This is a genomic window from Caulobacter sp. P1_D6, from assembly GCF_056406095.1.
The window spans coordinates 210,590-227,744 of the sequence record NZ_JBFUAW010000029.1 but is presented as its reverse complement, the minus strand read 5'-3'; the positions used below and the strand labels follow the sequence as shown (position 1 = coordinate 227,744).

The 17,155-nt window shown below is 69.8% G+C and carries 15 protein-coding genes and 1 pseudogene; 11 read left to right on the top strand and 5 right to left on the bottom strand.

Features of this window, described 5'->3' with window-relative positions; genetic code table 11:
* The 3 genes and pseudogenes from odhB to AC1DYP_RS17600 form a co-directional block, all read left to right on the top strand.
* A pseudogene (gene odhB, locus AC1DYP_RS17610) lies at nucleotides 1-880 on the top strand (2-oxoglutarate dehydrogenase complex dihydrolipoyllysine-residue succinyltransferase); the annotation flags it as partial.
* A 98-nt stretch (nucleotides 881-978) separates the two neighbouring features.
* Complete coding sequence (locus AC1DYP_RS17605) at nucleotides 979-1,254, top strand: antitoxin (protein ID WP_477047409.1); 276 nt, start codon at nucleotides 979-981, stop codon at nucleotides 1,252-1,254.
* On the top strand, nucleotides 1,251-1,655 hold the full coding sequence (locus tag AC1DYP_RS17600) for a PIN domain-containing protein (protein WP_477047408.1): 405 nt from the start codon (nucleotides 1,251-1,253) through the stop codon (nucleotides 1,653-1,655). The genes AC1DYP_RS17605 and AC1DYP_RS17600 overlap by 4 nt, the downstream gene beginning before the upstream one ends.
* A gap of 10 nt (nucleotides 1,656-1,665) precedes the next feature.
* Here the strand turns inward: AC1DYP_RS17600 and AC1DYP_RS17595 are convergent, their stop codons facing one another.
* A complete protein-coding gene (locus AC1DYP_RS17595; RefSeq protein WP_477047407.1) occupies nucleotides 1,666-2,301 on the bottom strand; it encodes an HD domain-containing protein in 636 nt (211 codons plus the stop codon).
* 129 nt (nucleotides 2,302-2,430) lie between these two features.
* Between AC1DYP_RS17595 and AC1DYP_RS17590 the strand changes: the two genes are divergently transcribed.
* From AC1DYP_RS17590 to AC1DYP_RS17565, 6 genes are all read left to right on the top strand, one after another.
* Nucleotides 2,431-3,423 (top strand): GlxA family transcriptional regulator, encoded by a 993-nt coding sequence (locus AC1DYP_RS17590; RefSeq protein WP_477047406.1) that lies wholly within the window; start codon nucleotides 2,431-2,433, stop codon nucleotides 3,421-3,423.
* Nucleotides 3,420-3,767: a DUF3088 family protein gene (locus AC1DYP_RS17585; RefSeq protein WP_477047405.1), complete on the top strand. Its 348-nt coding sequence runs from the start codon at nucleotides 3,420-3,422 to the stop codon at nucleotides 3,765-3,767. The genes AC1DYP_RS17590 and AC1DYP_RS17585 overlap by 4 nt, the downstream gene beginning before the upstream one ends.
* 44 nt (nucleotides 3,768-3,811) lie before the next feature.
* A complete protein-coding gene (locus AC1DYP_RS17580; RefSeq protein ID WP_477047404.1) occupies nucleotides 3,812-4,294 on the top strand; it encodes a putative signal transducing protein in 483 nt (160 codons plus the stop codon).
* A 200-nt stretch (nucleotides 4,295-4,494) separates the two neighbouring features.
* Nucleotides 4,495-5,895: a dihydrolipoyl dehydrogenase gene (lpdA, locus tag AC1DYP_RS17575; RefSeq protein ID WP_477047403.1), complete on the top strand. Its 1,401-nt coding sequence runs from the start codon at nucleotides 4,495-4,497 to the stop codon at nucleotides 5,893-5,895.
* A 69-nt stretch (nucleotides 5,896-5,964) separates the two neighbouring features.
* Nucleotides 5,965-6,468, top strand: a complete 504-nt coding sequence (locus tag AC1DYP_RS17570) for an RDD family protein (protein WP_477047402.1) — start codon at nucleotides 5,965-5,967, stop codon at nucleotides 6,466-6,468.
* Nucleotides 6,469-6,558: 90 nt separating this feature from the next.
* A complete protein-coding gene (locus AC1DYP_RS17565) occupies nucleotides 6,559-6,873 on the top strand; it encodes a hypothetical protein (protein WP_477047401.1) in 315 nt (104 codons plus the stop codon).
* A 103-nt stretch (nucleotides 6,874-6,976) separates the two neighbouring features.
* Here the strand turns inward: AC1DYP_RS17565 and AC1DYP_RS17560 are convergent, their stop codons facing one another.
* A complete protein-coding gene (locus AC1DYP_RS17560) occupies nucleotides 6,977-8,956 on the bottom strand; it encodes a methyl-accepting chemotaxis protein (RefSeq protein ID WP_477047400.1) in 1,980 nt (659 codons plus the stop codon).
* A gap of 266 nt (nucleotides 8,957-9,222) precedes the next feature.
* Here AC1DYP_RS17560 and AC1DYP_RS17555 point away from each other — a divergent pair, with 266 nt between their 5' ends.
* The gene (locus AC1DYP_RS17555; RefSeq protein ID WP_477047399.1) at nucleotides 9,223-11,250 is read left to right on the top strand and encodes a sulfatase-like hydrolase/transferase; all 2,028 of its coding nucleotides are present in this window, start codon (nucleotides 9,223-9,225) and stop codon (nucleotides 11,248-11,250) included.
* 113 nt (nucleotides 11,251-11,363) lie between these two features.
* Here AC1DYP_RS17555 and AC1DYP_RS17550 read toward each other — a convergent pair whose 3' ends face one another.
* Together AC1DYP_RS17550 and AC1DYP_RS17545 are read right to left on the bottom strand one after the other, a co-directional pair.
* Nucleotides 11,364-12,296 carry a tyrosine recombinase XerC gene (locus tag AC1DYP_RS17550; protein WP_477047398.1) on the bottom strand — a complete coding sequence of 311 codons (933 nt, stop codon included), beginning with the start codon at nucleotides 12,294-12,296 and terminating at the stop codon, nucleotides 11,364-11,366.
* A complete protein-coding gene (locus tag AC1DYP_RS17545; protein WP_477047397.1) occupies nucleotides 12,293-12,973 on the bottom strand; it encodes a DUF484 family protein in 681 nt (226 codons plus the stop codon). Before AC1DYP_RS17545 ends, AC1DYP_RS17550 begins: the two co-directional genes overlap by 4 nt.
* A 163-nt stretch (nucleotides 12,974-13,136) precedes the next feature.
* Here AC1DYP_RS17545 and AC1DYP_RS17540 point away from each other — a divergent pair, with 163 nt between their 5' ends.
* Entirely contained in the window at nucleotides 13,137-15,299 is a 2,163-nt protein-coding gene (locus AC1DYP_RS17540; protein ID WP_477047396.1) for a primosomal protein N', read from the top strand.
* A 58-nt stretch (nucleotides 15,300-15,357) separates the two neighbouring features.
* Here AC1DYP_RS17540 and AC1DYP_RS17535 read toward each other — a convergent pair whose 3' ends face one another.
* Entirely contained in the window at nucleotides 15,358-16,929 is a 1,572-nt protein-coding gene (locus tag AC1DYP_RS17535; RefSeq protein ID WP_477047395.1) for an MDR family MFS transporter, read from the bottom strand.
* Between the last annotated feature and the right edge of the window lie 226 nt (nucleotides 16,930-17,155).

Genomic DNA, 17,155 nt, shown 5'->3' with positions numbered 1-17,155 from the left:
CGCGCCCGCCGCTGCTCCGGCTCCGGCCGCCGCCGCGCCGGTCAGCCCGGCTCCGGCCCGCATCGCCGCCGAGAACAACCTGGACCTGTCGAAGGTCGCGGGCTCGGGCAAGGACGGCCGAGTGACCAAGGGCGATGCCCTGGCCGCCCTGGAAGCCCGCGCCAACGCCCCGGCTCCGGCCGCCGCCCCGGCCGCGCCGCGTCCGATCCACGAGCGCGAAGAGCGCGTGAAGATGACGCGCCTGCGTCAGACGATCGCCCGCCGCCTGAAGGAAGCCCAGAACAACGCCGCCATGCTGACGACCTTCAACGAGGTCGACATGAGCGCGGTGATGGCCCTGCGCAATTCCTACAAGGACGTCTTTGAAAAGAAGCACGGCGTGAAGCTGGGCTTCATGTCGTTCTTCACCAAGGCGGTCGTCGCCGCCCTGAAGGCCGTGCCGGACGTCAACGCCGAGATCGACGGGACCGACATCGTCTACAAGAACCACTACGACATCGGCGTGGCCGTCGGCACCGACAAGGGCCTGGTCGTTCCGGTCGTGCGTGACGCCGATCAACTGAGCCTGGCCGAGATCGAGAAGGCCATCGGCGCCCTGGGCAAGAAGGCCCGCGACGGCCAGCTGGCCATCGAGGACATGCAGGGCGGCACCTTCACCATCACCAACGGCGGCATCTACGGCTCGCTGATGTCGACCCCGATCCTCAACGCGCCGCAGTCGGGCATCCTGGGCATGCACGCGATCAAGGAGCGGGCCATGGTGGTCGGCGGCAAGATCGAAGTCCGCCCGATGATGTACCTGGCGCTCAGCTACGACCACCGCGTGGTCGACGGCCAAGGCGCGGTGACCTTCCTGGTCAAGGTCAAGGAAGCCCTGAAGGGCGCCCCCACAGCGCCCCCTTTTTCGTGGTCGGAACGTCGCGTTGAACTAGAATGGCTTTTGATGTATCTATTGCTTGTAGATATATGAGTGTCGCCGTGACCAAGCTCGACATCCAGCCCGCTCGCGCCAAGCTCTTTAGCCACGGCGGCAGCCAGGCCGTTCGCTTGCCCAAGGCGTTTCGCTTCGAGGGCGCCGAGGTGACGGTTCGGCGTGAAGGCGAGAAAGTCATTCTCGAACCGGTTCGGGCGCGTCCCAAGCCAACGCCGGAGGAAATGGGCGCGTTCTGGGCGAGGCTCGATGGTCTGACGGACGAAGCCTTTCCGGAGCGCGAACCGCAGCCCGATCCCCGGGAGATTGATCTCGAACCGTGAGCCTCTCCTTCGACACCTGCATCATCGTCGATATCCTGCGCGGGCGTCGGCCGGATTTTCGCGAGCGTTTTCGTCTGCTGCTCGTCGATAAGACGCCGCTGTATCTCTGCCCCCTGGCCTTCCACAAGCTGATGCTTGGCGCGAACATCAGCGCCCGCCCCGATTTCCAGCGACAACGCGTCATCGAGGTTTGCGACCTCTTCAAGATCGAAAACTGGACCGCCGAGGACGCCTTCACGGCGGCCCAGCTGCGAGCCGATCTGCGCGCACGCGGCCAGACCATCGGCGGCTTTGACGCCTTGATCGCAGGGCAGGCGCTGGCCCGGGATTGGACGCTGGTGACATCCAACACGCGGGAGTTCGATCGGATAAAGGGGCTGACGGTCGAGGGCTGGACCTGACGCCGGCCGCTCACCCCGGCCAGCGCGAGCCGCGGATGACGCTGCAGAAGTTCCCGCGGTGGAAGTGGGGATCCTTGTCGGCCAGGACGTCGGCCTTCACGTTGCCGAAGGTGGTGTGCGGCTTGTGCCTGATGCCGTCGTAGAAGGCCTGGAGGATGTCTTCCTTGAAGTGGTCGTCGCGCGGGTGGGCGCGGACCACGGCCTCGCGCTCGGCGTCGCCGAACCCTTCGAAGTCCAGGCCCAGCACATCCATCTCCACCCCGGCGGTGACCAGGGCGACGACCGGGTGCATGTGCTGGGGGATGCCCGGCGTGGTGTGCAGGGCGATCGCGGTCCACACCGTGTCGATGTCGTGCGGCGACAGGCCCTGGCCGCGCAGGAAGTCTCGGGCGGCGTTGGCGCCGTCGACCTCGAACCGCTCGTGGGCGCTGCTGTGCTGATGGGTCAGCCCCATGTCGTGGAACATCGCCCCGGCGTAGAGCAGCTCGCGGTCGAAGGTCAGGCCGCGACGCAACCCGGCCAGGGCCGCGAAATAATAGACCTGGCTGGAATGGTGGAAGAGCAGGGGCGTCTCGGTGTCGCGCACCAGCTCGGTGATCTGGCGGGCGAGGCGGCTGTCGGGAATGGCCACGGTGTCGATCGTCATGGGCTTGATCCTGGGTTGGCCCGGGCTGCGGGACTGATGATCGGACGCTAGGCGCGCATGGCGATGTCTGCTATTGACGTGGCGCGACGATTTCTGCCATTCGGCCGCCGATCAGGACAGGAGGCGCGCATGACCCGGACGATCGCCATCCTCGCCGTCCCCGGCGTGCAGCTGCTGGACGTGTCCGGGCCCCTGGACGTCTTCGCCGAGGCCAACGCCCAGACGGGCCGGGCGGTCTATCGGCCCTGCGTGGTCTCGTCGGAAGGCCGCGCCGTCCGCAGCTCGTCCGGCGTCCGGCTGCTGGCCGACCACGTGATCGGCGAGGCGTGGGACGCGGCCGACTGGGGCATGATCGACACCCTGCTGGTCGCGGGCGCGCCCAAGGCGGCCGAGACGCGGCTGGATCCGGCGGTCGGCGACTGGCTGCGGGCCGCCGCCGCGAAAAGCCGTCGCCACGGCTCGGTGTGCAGCGGGGCCTTCCTGCTGGGCGCGGCCGGCCTGCTGGACGGACGGCGGGTCACCACCCACTGGGCCGTGGCCGAGCGGCTGGCCCTGGCCTTTCCGTCGGTCATGGTCGAGGCCGACGCCATCCACGTTCGTGACGGGGCGCTGCGCACCGCCGCCGGCGTCACGGCGGGCCTCGACCTGGCCCTGGCCCTGGTCGAGGAGGATCTGGGTCGCGAGATCGCCCTGAAGGTCGCCGCCCAGCTGGTGATGTTCTTCAAGCGGCCCGGCGGCCAGATGCAGTTCAGCCGCCACGGCGAGGCCGCGCCCGCGGGCCGCTCGGCCCTGCAGGCGGTGCAGCGCTGGGTCGCCGCCAACCCGGCCGAGGACCACGACGTGACCAGCCTGGCCCGCCGGATGGGCCTCAGCCCCCGCCACTTCGCCCGGGTGTTCCGCGACGAGGTCGGCGTCACCCCGGCCGCCTGGATCGAGACCGTGCGGGTGGCGGCGGCGCGACGCCTGCTGGAAACCGGGAGCGAGCCGCCCAAGCAGGTCGCCGCGCGCTGCGGCTTTTCCGACCCCGACACCCTGCGCCGGGCCTTCGCGCGCCATGTCGGGGTCACCCCGGCCGAGTATCGCAAGCGGTTCGCCGCGTCCGCCCTGGAGTCCGCCTCATGAAAGACCGCCTGTTCCTGCTCCGCCCCGACTGGATCGACCAGGACCGGCCGTGGTTCTGCATGGCCTGCGCGGCCGTGGAAGGGTTCCTGGGCTACTATCCGGCGGTGCGCGCCCAGCTGGACATCGCCTACCTGCCCTATGAGCGCCCGCGCCGTTCGGTGGTCGACCTGCTGGGCGAGGCGCATCAGAATCTGCCGACCCTGATCCTGGCCGCGCCGTTCGAGCATCCGGACCTGCGCGACGGTGATCTGCGGGAGGCGAACGGCCTGTGGTTCGCCACCAATGAAGGCCCGATCACCCGGGTCCTGGCGGCCCGGTACGAGGTCTCGCCGCCGCATCCTTGAGGTCGCGGCGTTTCTCGGTCAGGCTTCGGTCACGGAGGCCTCGCATGAGCCTGAAGGAAATCGCCCGGTTCGCCGACCTGACCGAAGCCCAGATCGCCGCCTCGCGCCTGCGGGCCGAGGGCGTGCAGGTGCTGGTGCAGAACGAGTACTGGGGCGGGGCCGACTTCATCATGACCATCGCCATGGGCGGCTTCCGCCTCTGGGCGCCCGAGGACCAGGCGGCCGAGGCCAAGGCCCTGATCGGCGAGCTCCGAGCGGGTGCGCCGCCTCCGGAAGAGCCCGAGGACGACGAGCCGATCCCGCCCCGCCCGGCCGCGCCGGCTGTCGGGGCCGCCCGCACCGGCTTGGCCCTGGTCCTGGCGCTTCTGCTGGGTTGGGCCGGCGGGCTGCTGGTGGTCGGGCGGCGTCGACATGCCGCCGTGACGGGCGTGGTCGTCGCGCTGACCGCGATCAGCCTCCTCAGCCTCCTGGTCATCGCCTGGGCCTGGCTGAGCTATATCGCGGGCGGGACGTCGGCGCTTCGCTAGACCCTCCGTCCGGCGCGCACGCCGATCGTCGGGGCGGAATCGCGCAAGACCGCATGAACGCGCCTTTTAACGCACCTGTTGGGTTGATCCTTAAGGCAGAGGCGCTAGGAGTACCCGCGCCCAGTCACCCTTGGGAAACCGGGGGACAGGCCCCATTTTCTGTCCGGCGCCGAACGTGGCGCGTCTCAAGGCGAAGATCCATGGCTCAATACGACGTCGTCATCATCGGGGGCGGCCCCGGCGGCTACAACGGCGCGATCCGCGCCGGGCAGCTGGGTCTGAAGACCGCCATCGTCGAAGGACGCGGCAAGCTGGGCGGCACCTGCCTGAACGTCGGCTGCATGCCGTCCAAGGCCCTGCTGCACGCCTCGGAGATGTTCGAAGCCGCCAGCGGCGGCGAGTTCGCCAAGCTGGGCATCGAGGTCAAGCCGAAGCTGAACCTGCCCCAGATGATGGCCCAGAAGGCCGAGAGCGTCGAAGCCCTGACCAAGGGCGTCGAGTTCCTGATGAAGAAGAACAAGGTCGACTACATCAAGGGCTGGGGCCGCATCGACGGACCCGGCAAGGTGGTCGTGAAGGCCGAGGACGGCACGGAAACCGTGCTCGAGACCAAGAACATCGTCATCGCCACGGGCTCGGAGCCCACCCCGCTGCCGGGCGTGACCGTCGACAACAAGCGCATCGTCGACTCGACCGGCGCGCTGAGCCTGCCTGACGTGCCCAAGAGCCTGATCGTGGTCGGCGCCGGCGTCATCGGCCTGGAGCTGGGCTCGGTCTGGAAGCGCCTGGGCGCCGAGGTGACCGTAGTCGAGTTCCTGGACCGCATCCTGCCGGGCACTGACACCGAAGTGGCCAACGCCTTCCAGAAGATCCTCGGCAAGCAGGGCTTCAAGTTCAAGCTGGCCTCGAAGGTCACCGGGGCGACCGCCGGCGACAAGCAGGTCAAGCTGACGCTCGAGCCCGTGGCCGGCGGCGTCGCCGAGACCCTGCAGGCCGACTACGTGCTGGTGGCCATCGGCCGTCGCCCGTTCACCCAAGGCCTGGGCCTGGAGACGGTCGGCATCGTGCCCGACAAGCGCGGCGTGATCGCCAACGACCACTACAAGACCGGCGTCGACGGAATCTGGGTGATCGGCGACGTCACCAGCGGCCCGATGCTGGCCCACAAGGCCGAGGACGAGGCGGTGGCCTGCATGGAGCTGATCGCAGGCAAGGCCGGTCACGTGAACTACGACATCATCCCGGGCGTCATCTACACCAAGCCGGAAGTCGCCACGGTCGGTAAGACCGAGGAGGACCTCAAGGCCGCGGGCGTCGCCTACAAGGTCGGCAAGTTCCCGTTCCTGGCCAACAGCCGCGCCAAGATCAACCACGAGACCGACGGCTTCGTGAAGGTGCTGGCCGACGCCAAGACCGACCGCATCCTGGGCGCCCACGCCGTCGGCCCGAACGTCGGCGACATGATCGCCGAGATCTGCGTGGCCATGGAGTTCGGCGGCTCGTCGGAAGACGTCGCCCGCACCTGCCACCCGCACCCGACCCGCTCGGAGGGCTTCCGCCAGGCGGCCATGGGCGTCGAAGGCTGGACGATGCAGGCTTGACGACCACGGACAACTTGACGTCCTGATCCAAACAATCCCCCACTGCTCAGCTTCAGTGGGGGATTTTTCATGGCCTATGACGAAAACAGGCTGCCCGTGACGGTGATCGGGGCGGCTCGGCGGCAAGACGCCGCGACGATCATCATCAAGCGCTGGGCGGGATGCTGGATCGACCTGATCGCGCTCGCCGTCGGTCTGGTGGCGATCTACGGGCTCTTCGCCCTGATCAAGCTGGACCTGTTGGGCGGTGTCTTGGGCCTCGTGTTCCTGCTGGGCTATTTCCCGGTCACGGAAGGCCTGTGGGGGCAGAGCCTGGGCAAGTTGATCCTTGGTCTGGTGGTCGTCGACGAGAAGGGTGAGCGACCGGGTCTGCTGCGCGCCGCCGGCCGCACCGTGACCCGCCTTGTCGAGGTCAATCCTCTGCTGCTGGGCGGCATTCCCGCCGGCATAACGGTGGCGCTCAATGACAATCGCCAGCGGCTGGGCGACATGCTGGCCGGCACCTATGTGATTTCCAAGGCCGACTGGAAGCGGTTGCCCAAGAGCGTCGCCGACGCGACCGTCTTCGACTAGCGCCGATGCCGGGGCACATTGCCCCGAGTTAACGAGCGATCGTGTTCAATCGGACGTAGAATGGCGGGGTTTCGGAAACGGAGCCCCGCCGTGCTTTTGTCCGCTCTGCTGCTGGCTTCCGCCGTCCAGGCCGCGCCACCGCCCTCGATGCATGCGCCTTCTGGGCGGGTCACCGTCTATGCCTCGAAGGAAGGGGCCATGGCGGCGAGCCGCAAGGCGGCCGCCTGTCGGGCGTCGGGCCTGCAACTGGCCGATCAGCCCCCGCCGAACCTCCCGTCCAAGATCCAGCGCCTGGGCGAGCTGCCGCCGGCCAACCACACCCTGACCGTCCTGCGCAGCGTCGACGGCTGCCCGGTGTCCTCGACCATCCGCTTCAACGTCGACCGGCCGKCCGGCCGGCGATAGCCCACGAAAAAGCCCCGCCGGGGGCAAATCCGGCGGGGCTTCGGTAGTCCTCGAGGGGAGGAGACGCCCTCCGAAACGCGAGGGCGGTACGCTTACTTAAACCCTAGAATTCTTCCCAGTCGTCCGAGCTCGGCTGGGCCGAGCCGGCGAAGGCGGCCAGCTTGGCCTGGGCCGCGCGGACCGGGTTGGCGCCGGGGCGGCTGGTCGCGGTGGCCGGGGCGACGGACGGGCGCGGGGCCGGGCGGGTCACCTGGGTGGCCGGAGCGGCGCGGCGGCTCGTGGTGACGGCGGCGCTTGCGCCGTTCACTTGGAAACGCCCGATCATCTGCATCAGGCCGTTGGCCTCGCCCTTCAGGGCGTGGCTGGCGGCGGTCGACTGCTCGACCATGGCGGCGTTCTGCTGAACGGTCTGGTCCATCTGGTTGACGGCGGCGTTGACCTCGTTGAGGCCGGTGGCCTGTTCGGCGCCCGAGGCGGCGATCTCGCTGACCAGGCCGTCGATCTCGCTGACCTTGCTGACGATGGCCTGCAGGGCCTCGCCGGTCTGGCCGACCATCGACACGCCCTGGCTGACCTGCTGGGTCGAGGACGAGATCAGCGTCTTGATCTCCTTGGCGGCGTCGGCCGAGCGCTGGGCCAGGGCCCGCACTTCCTGCGCCACCACCGCGAAGCCGCGGCCCGCGTCACCGGCCCGTGCCGCTTCGACACCGGCGTTCAGGGCCAGCAGGTTGGTCTGGAAGGCGATCTCGTCGATGACGCCGATGATCTGGCTGATCGACTGCGAGGACTTCTCGATCTCGTTCATGGCGTCGACGGCGCCGCGCACCACCACGGCCGAGCGTTCGGCGTCCGAACGGGTCGAGGTGACGACGCGCGAGGCTTCGACGGCGCCAGCCGACGAGCGCTTCACCGTGGCGGTGATCTCGTCCAGGGCGGCGGCGGTTTCCTCCAGGCTGGCGGCCTGCTGCTCGCTGCGGCGCGACAGGTCGTCGGCGGCCGAGGCGATTTCGTCCGAACCCGAACCGATGCTGTTCGCGGCGTGGACGATGGTGCGCATGGCGTCTTCCATCTGGGTGATGGCGCCGTTGAAGTCGCTCTGCAGGCGCTGGTAGGCCGGCGGGAAGGCGGCGTCGACGCGATAGGTCAGGTCGCCGTCGGCCAGGCGGGTCAAGCCCGTGGCGATGTTCTCCATGACGAAGGCCTGCTCGCGGGCGGCGGCTTCGGCGGCTTCCTGGTTGCGGGCGCGTTCGGCTTCGGTCTCGGCGCTGGCGCGTTGTTGGGCGGCCTCGGCGGTGCGCAGGGCCAGGGCGTTGTCCTTGAACACCTGGACCGAGCGGGCCATGGCGCCGACCTCGTCCTTGCGCTGGGCGCCGACGACGTCGACATCCACCGAACCCTGGGCCAGCACTTCCATGGTGCGCGACAGGCTGGCCAGCGGGGCCGAGATCTTCGAACGGCCGATCCACAGGGCGAAGACCAGGGCGGCGGCCGAGGCGATCAGGCCGAAGACGATCGACAGCAGGGTGCCGGTGGTCGCTTCCTTGGCGGCCTTGGCCACCATCGCCTTGGTCTCGTCGTTGTGCTTGTTGGTGTAGGCGCTGACGTCCTTGCTCAGGCTGGCGATGTCGGGGTCAATGACCCCCATCACCATCTTGGCGGCCTCGCCGGCGTTCTGAAGGCCCAGGTCGGCGCCTTGGCGGGCGCTGGAATAGATGCCGTCGAGGCGGTTGTGGAAGCCCGCGACCATCTTGGCGGTCGACGGATCGGCCTTCTTGATGCCTTCCAGATTGGCCTTGGCTTCCTTGTAGGCCAGGTCGATCTCGTCGCTGGCGGCCTTGGCCTCGGCCGAGGCGCCGTCGTTGGAGACCGTGCGATAGGCCGCGTAACCGATGGCGGTGACGCGGCGGTTGAAGCGCGAGCTTTCCAGTTCGGCGGGGGCGCGCTGTTCGACGAGCACCTTGGTGGCGGCTTCGGACACCTTGGACTGCCAGGCGCTGACGCCGGTGATCGACAGGGCGACCACGGTCAGGATGACGGCCGGCAGGGCCACCTTGGTCGAAATCTTCAGATCGTCGAACTTCATCGCAAACCTCATGTCCGGATGGGCCCGAAAAGGGGGACGGGCTCCGGTCTTGAGGCCAGAAGCCGCCAACGCCGTAAAAACGCAGTTAACTGCAAGGCTTTGGCCGCCTCCGAGCGACGGAATGTCACAGCGAGGCGTCGCCGCAGCGACCGTGATGTGCGTCCATAGATGGTTGAGACGCCATGATTTCAACCTAATAGTGCGTAGCTGGGCCGCGCCGAGGGAGCGCGCCGCCCGACGTGGGGAGGCCCCTGGGGGAGATGCACATGACCGACGCGAACCGGCCCAACATCCTGCTGATCACCTGCGACCAGTACCGCTTTCCGCGGTTCTCCTATGGGCCCGAGGCGGGCTTCGCCGAGCCGCTGAAGCGGATCCTGGGCTTCCAGCGCGAGGACGACGACCACAACCCTTACGCCAGGTTCTTCCCCGGCCTGCTGGCCCTGCGCGCGAACGCGGCGCTGCTGCGCAACCACACCATCGCCGCCAGCGCCTGCACGCCCAGCCGGGCGACGATCTATACCGGCCAGTACGGAACCAGGACCGGGGTCACCCAGACCGACGGCCTGTTCAAGAGCGGCGACTCCTACAACTTCCCCTGGCTGGCGGCGGACGGCATCCCCACCCTGGGGACCTGGATGCGAGAGGCCGGCTACACCACCCACTATTTCGGCAAGTGGCACGTCAGCAATCCGCCCGAGCACTCGCTGGACCGCTACGGCTTCGACGACTGGGAGGAGTCCTATCCCGAGCCCCACGGGGCGGCGATCAACAATCTGGGCGTCTATCGCGACGCCGGCTTCACCGACCAGGCCTGCGCCTTCATCCGCCGCAAGGCCCTGGCCCTGAACTACAATCGCGCCGCCGCCGACGAGCAGGCCCAGGATCCCTACGCCAACGGACCCGATCCGACCGACATCCCGCCCTGGTTCGCGGTCGCCTCGTTCACCAACCCCCACGACATCGCCACCTATCCCGCGGTGATCGCCCAGGCCCTGCCGACCCCGGACAATTCGGGGACCCAGTCGATCTTCGGTCCGCTGACGGTGCCGCTGCAGGGGCAGAAGACGCCGCCGCCGACCGCCGGCACGCTGCAGATCGCGCTGAACGCCCTGGGCTTCCCGCAGGACTGCGCCTTGCCGTCGCCCACCCAGGACGAGTCCCTGGCCGACAAGCCCAGCTGCCAGCACGACTACGCCTACAAGGTGGGCCTGGCGCTGAACGCCAAGACCGGCTTCAACATCGTCAACGGCGCCCGCTCGCAGCTGAAGGCCCAGTTCCCCCGCCTGCCGGACAACGACGAGCGGGCCTTGGACACCGCCGCCAAGCTGGCCCTGAAGGCGGTGATCCCGTTCCAGCTGAGCGACGAGCCCGAGCGTTACGCCCTGGAGTTCCTGCAGCTCTATGCCTGGCTCCATTCGATCGTCGACACCCACGTGGCCGCCGTCCTGCAGACGCTGGAGGACACCGGCCAGGCCGACAACACCATCGTGATCTTCCTGGCCGACCACGGGGAGTACGGCGCCGCCCACGGCATGATGATCGAGAAGTGGCACACGGCCTATCAGGAGGCCCTGCACGTGCCGGTGATCGTCCGGTTCCCGCCGTCGACGAAGGTCGTCGAGGATGAGCCGGGGACGGGTCGTGGGCCGCTGGGTTGCACGCCGCGCCAGATCGACGCCCTGACCAGCCACATCGACATCCTGCCCACCGTGCTGGGCCTGGCCGGGGTGACGGCCGAGCAGCGGGCCGGGATCGCCGAGACCCTGGGCCGCCACCGCCCCGTGCCGCCCCTGCCGGGCGTCGACCTGTCGGGCCTGCTGAAGGGCCAGACCGACACGGTGATCGAGCCGGACGGCGGCCAGCGCCAGGGCGTGCTGTTCATCACCGACGACGAGATCACCGCGCCGTCGCCCTCGAACGACGATCCCGCCAACCTCAAGTGCGACAAGGAGTTCGCGGTCTACAACCGGGTGGTCGACCAGGTGAACCACGACCATCCGGGCGTGAACCTGGCCCCTGGCTCGGTGCGCCAGCCCAACCACGTGCGTTGCGTGCGGACCGCGCGCCACAAGCTCAGCCGCTATTTCGATCCATCCGGCCAGGCGGCCCAGGAATGGGAGATGTACGACCTGACGCTGGATCCCAACGAGGCGGTCAATCTGGTGGAGGTCAAGCGCTCGCCGCCCACCGCGCGGGCCGACCTGCCGTCGCCGTTCGTGGCGCGCGAGGTGCAGGCCGAGGCGGACAGGCTGGCGGCGTTGCTGGCGGCGCTGGAGGCGCGGGACCTGTAGGGACGGGGACATGCACTCGTGCGTGTCCCCACTCTGTCCGTGGCGTTCGCGATATAGGCGCCAGCACCGCGCTCGAGGCTGGGGACACGCACGAGCGCATGCCCCGATCGTCGTCACGCCCGCGGATGGGCCTTGCCGTAGGCCGCCAGCAGGCCCGCCGCGTCCACCTGGGTGTAGCGCTGGGTGGTCGACAGCGAGGCGTGGCCCAGCAGGTCCTGGATCGAGCGCAGGTCGGCGCCGGCCCCCAGCAGGTGGGTGGCGAACGAGTGGCGCAGGGCGTGCGGCGTGGCGCGCTCCGACAGGCCCAGGCGGCCGCGCAGGTTCTGCATCGTCGCCTGGACGTGGCGCGGCGACAGCGGCCCGCCGCGCTTGGCGCGGAACAGCGGATCGTCGGGTCCGAGAGCGAAGGGCAGGGCCGCCAGATAGGCGTCGATCCGCTCACGGACAATGTCGAGCACCGGCACGATCCGGGTCTTGCCGCCCTTGCCGGTGATCCGCAGGGTGTCGGCCAGGGGCGCGTCGCGGCGGGTCAGGGACAGGCCCTCGGAAATCCGCAGGCCGCAGCCCCACAGCAGGGTCAGCACCGCCTCGTCGCGGGCCACCTCCCAGTCCTCGCGGTCGGGATCCAGCGACAGCTCGGCGATCAGGCCGTGGGCCTGGTCTTCGGACACCGGACGCGGGGCGCCGACCTTGATGCGCGGCCCGCGCACCAGGCCGATGGCGGCGTTGGGCGTGTCCAGCCGGTGGTCGAGATAGCGGTGGAAGGCGCGGATCGACGAGAGGCTCTGCGACAGCGAGCGCGGCGAGAGGCCGTCGTCAGCCTTCGAAGACGAGGGCTCGCGGCGGAAGGCCAGATAGGCGCGCAGCTCGGCGGCGGTGATCGCGCCCATGTCGGCGACCGACGAAGGCTCGCCGCGATGGCGCTCCAGGAAGTTCAGATAGGCCAGGACGTTGTCGCCATAGGCCCGCACGGTGCGCGGCGAGGCGCGCCGCTCGTTGGCCAGATGGTCCAGCCAGGCGGTCAGGGCCTGGCGGGCGCCGGTCACAGGATCGGCCAGCGCTCGGCCGTGCGCTCGACGACGCGGGCCAGGAAGGCTACCAGGTCCGTGCCCATGTCGGCCGTGAAGCCTTCGGGGTCGGCCGAGCCGAAGGCCAGCAGGCCCTGGCGCGAAGGCTCCCACAGGGCCATGCGGACGATGGCCATGCTCTTGATCTCTTCGATGCGGTCGCCGAACAGGCCCAGCGCGGGGGCGTGGAAGCCCATCCGGGCCACGCCGTGGTCGCCCATTGTCATGTCGATCTGGCCGGCGATCAGGCCGTGCCAGCCGGCGGGCACTCGGCCCGGGCCTTCCAGCACGACGACGCCGGCGGCCAGGCCGAAGCGCAGGATGGCCATCTCGTCGACCCGGCGGGCCAGGTCGGAATGATTGCGGGCGTCCAGCAGGTCGATGACCGCGGCGTGGGTCTGGGCCTGGGCCGAGAAGTTGGCGCGGGCGGTGGCCTCGATCCGGCGGCGGACCAGGGCCTCGCGCTCGTGGGCGGCCGAGATCCGGGCCAGGGCGGCGGGCCCGAAGTCGACAATGTTGCTGGCGTCGGGACGCAGGCCCAGGTCGCTGAGCAGGTCGGGATCGCTGTGCAGGAAGTCGGGCTCGGCCAGCAGGAAGTCGCGGACCAGCGCGGGATCGACCGTCAGGGGCAGCCTGGCTTGCGTCGCGTCGGTCATGGGCGGTCCTACTCCGTTCGCACTTCGTCCCCATATGTTCACGTCGGGGACGAGACCGATGAAGCCCCAAGTCGGTTAACAGCGGCTTGATGGCGCGGCGACGGCTCCTCTCGACCTGGGGATGTTTCCGAGGCAGAACCCAAGTCCCTTCATGTCTGGTCCCATGCCCCGCATAGCCTCCGTCCTGCTGCCCATGCCGTTGCCCGAGGCGTTCGACTACGCCGAGCCGGAAGGCCTGGGTCTGGAGGTCGGCGACCACGTGACCGTGCCGCTGGGCCCGCGCGTGATTCGCGGCGTGGTCACCGCCCTGCGCGACGGGACGGGCGGCAACCGGCCGCTGAAGCCGGTGCTGGAACGGGTGGACGACCCGCCGCTGCCGCCGGGCGTCCTGACCTTCGTGGAGTGGGCGGCGCGCTATTCGGTCGACATTCCCGGCTGGCCCCTGGCCATGGCCCTGCGCGGCCTGCGCCATCCGGCCGCCAAGCCCGACAAGGCCCTGACCCTGACCGGCGCCCAGCCGGCCAAGATGACGCCGGCCCGTCTGAAGGTGCTGGCGGCCGCCGAGCATGGGCCGCTGGCCTCGGGCGCCCTGGCCACCGCGGCCGGCGTCTCGGCGGGCGTCGTGAAGGGGCTGGTCGACGAGGGCGTGCTGGCCGTCACCTGGCTGGAGCCGGACACTAGCTTCCCGCAGCCCGACCTGTCGCTGCCGCCGCAGGCGCTCAATCCCAGCCAGCGGGCCTCGGCCGACGTGCTGGCCCAGATGCTCGGCGCCGGCGGCTTCCAGGCGGCCCTGCTGGACGGGGTGACCGGCTCGGGCAAGACCGAGGTCTATCTGGAGGCCGTGGCCGCCGCCCTGGCCGCCGATCCCGACAACCAGGTGCTGATCCTGCTGCCCGAGATCGCCCTGACCCAGGCGGTGATCGCCCGTTTCGAGAGCCGGTTCGGCGCGGCCCCGGTCGAGTGGCATTCGGGCGTCTCGCCGCCCCGCCGCCGCCGCGCCTGGGAGGGCGTGGCCACCGGCAAGGCGCGGATCGTGGTCGGGGCCCGCTCGGCCCTGTTCCTGCCGTTCCGCAAGCTGCGGCTGGTGGTGGTCGACGAGGAGCACGACGGCTCGTTCAAGCAGGAGGAGGGCTTCATCTACCAGGCCCGCGACCTGGCCGTGGCCCGCGCCAAGATCGAGGGCGCGCTGGTGGTGCTGGCCTCGGCCACCCCGTCGCTGGAAAGCCTGTGGAACGCCCAGCAGGGCCGCTATCGCTGGTTGAGGCTGTCGGCCCGCCACGGCGCCGCGCAACTGCCGGACATCGCCCTGATCGACATGCGCGAGACCCCGCCGGAGCCGGGCCGCTGGCTGTCGCCGCCGCTGGTCAAGGCGGTGTCGGTCGCCCTGTCGCGCGGCGAGCAGAGCCTGCTGTTCCTGAACCGCCGGGGCTATGCGCCGCTGGTGCTGTGCAAGGCCTGCGGCGAGAAGATGAAGTCGCCCGACACCGACAGCTGGCTGGTCGAGCACCGCTATACCGGCCGCCTGGTCTGCCACCTGACGGGCTTCTCGATGAAGAAGCCCGACGCCTGCCCGCACTGCGGAGCCAAGGACAGCCTGACCTCGATCGGCCCCGGCGTGGAGCGGGTGGAGGAGGAGGCGCGCCACCTGTTCCCCGACGCCCGGGTGGCGGTCTTCTCGTCCGACACGGTGTTCGACGCGGCCGGGGCGCGGGCCCTGGTCGACAGCATGGCGGCCGGCGAGATCGACATCCTGGTGGCGACCCAGGCGGCGGCCAAGGGGCACAACTTCCCCAACCTCACCCTGGTCGGCGTGGTGGACGCGGACCTGTCCTTGCGCGGCGGCGATCTGCGGGCCGGGGAGCGGACGTTCCAGCTGCTGGCCCAGGCGGCGGGACGGGCCGGGCGGCACGAGAAGCCGGGCCGGGCGCTGCTCCAGACCTATTCGCCCGAGCACGGCGTGCTGCAGGCCCTGAAGGCCCAGGACCGCGACGCCTTCGTCGAGGCCGAGATGGCCATGCGCCAGGAGGCCGGCCTGCCGCCGTTCGGACGTCTGGCGGCGGTGATCGCCACCGGTCCCGATCCGGTGGCCCTGGAGGCCTATTGCAACGCCCTGGCGGCCGCCACGCCCAACGCCGAGGGTGTCGAGGTGTTCGGCCCCGCCGACGCGCCGCTGGCCCTGGTGCGCGGCCGGCGGAGGAAGCGGTTCCTGGTCCGGGCGGATCGCACGGTGGACCTGCAGGGTTTCCTGGCCGCGTGGCGGGCGCGGGCCAAGGTTCCGAACTCGGTGCGGGTGGTGTTCGACGTGGATCCGTACAGCTTCCTGTAGGGCGCGGATAAGGCTGGGGACAGGCGCATGCGCCTGTCCCCAATCGCGCGCTGGGCTCTTAAACCGGCTCCTTCTCCAGCACCGGTTCCGGCCCGGGCTGCCGGCTGCGCAGCGGCAGTTCCGGGATCATGAAGATCACCACCAGCCCGGCCACGATCACGACCAGGCCGGCGGCGAACACGCCGGTGATGGCGTGGGTCAGGGCCTGGGCCAGGACCGGATCGGCGTGGCGGGCCGCGCCCTGCGCGGTGGCCTTCAGGGCCAGGCCTTGCAGGGAGCCCAGGTCGAAGCCCTGGCCCTCGGCGCCCAGGCGGTGGGTCAGCAGGGCGCCGAACAGCGCGACCCCGATCGTCGAGCCGATCTGGCGGAAGAATTGGTTGGAGCTGGTGGCCACGCCGATGTCGCGCACCTCGACGGCGTTCTGGGTGGCGATGTTGAACATGCTCTGGCCCGGTCCCAGGCCCAGGCCGACGATGGCCATCCGCCAGCACAGGTCGGGCAGGGTGGTGTGGGCGGTCACCTGGGTCAACAGCCCGATCCCGACCAGCAGCAGCACCGCTCCGCCGATCATCAGCGGCTTGTAGCGGCCGGTCTTGCTGACCAGCTGGCCGGCGGCGGTCGAGGCCACGATCAGCCCGCCCATCAGCGGCAGGATGGCCAGGCCGCTGGTCGTGGCGTCCACCCCCAGGCCCAACTGCATGTAGAGCGGCAGGTAGGTCACCACGCCCAGGAAGGCCATGGAGATCAGGAAGCCGGCCAGGTTGGCGGTCGCGAACACCCGGTTGCCGAACAGCCGCAGCGGCACCAACGGGTTGCTGACCCGGGTCTGAGCGTAGAGGAACAGGGCCAGCGCCACGGCCGCGAAGGCGAACAGGCCCAGGCTCTGGGGCGAGCTCCAGGCGAAGTCGTGGCCGCCCTGGCTGAGGGCCAGCAGCAGCGGCACGAAGGCGGCGACCAGCAGGATCGCGCCGAGATAGTCAACCGCGCCCGAGCGCCGGTGCTCCAGCGGCGGCATCTTCACCAGGATCATGAAGAGGGACAGCAGGCTGAGCGGCAGGTTGACGTAGAACACCCAGCGCCAGCCGGCGATCAGGTGCGAGCCCAGCTGCACGGTCCCGTGGTCGGTGAAATAGCCGCCGATCAGCGGGCCCAGCACGCTGGCCAGGCCGAACACCGAACCGAAGATGCCGGCGAACTTGCCCCGCTCGCGCGGCGGATAGAGGTCGGCGATGATCGCGAAGGCGGTGGTGAACAGGGCGCCGCCGCCGATCCCCTGCAGGGCGCGGAAGACGATCAGCTGGACCATGCCGCTCATGCCCAGCACCGGTCCGAACTCGCCGGACAGGCCCGACAGCCATGAGCCGGCCAGGAAGATGCCGATGCCGGCCAGCAGCACGGGCTTGCGCCCGTAGATGTCGCCCAGCTTGCCCCAGATCGGCACCATCACCGTCGAGGTCAGCAGGTAGGCGGTGGTCACCCAAGAATAGAGGGTCAGGCCGTTCAGCTCGGCGATGATCCGCGGCATGGCCGTGGAGACCACCGTCTGGTCCAAGGCGCTTAGCAGGAAGACGATCATCAGCCCGGCCAGGGTCATCCGGCGCTCGGTGTCGGTGAAGGTCTGGGTGGTCATGCTGTCCCCATGTACGTCCCTGGGGCCGCTTCATGCGGGCGCGCCGCGCGGTTCGCAAGTCGGAAAGGTCCTCCCCCCGTGGGGGAGGTGTCGGCGAAGCCGACGGTGGGGGGAGCGGTCGGCAGCTGGCCACCGCCAGGATCGACGATCCCAAAACTCCCCCCACCGATCGCTACGCGATCGCCTCCCCCACAGGGGGAGGGCCAGCAAGGGTTGGGGACAGGCG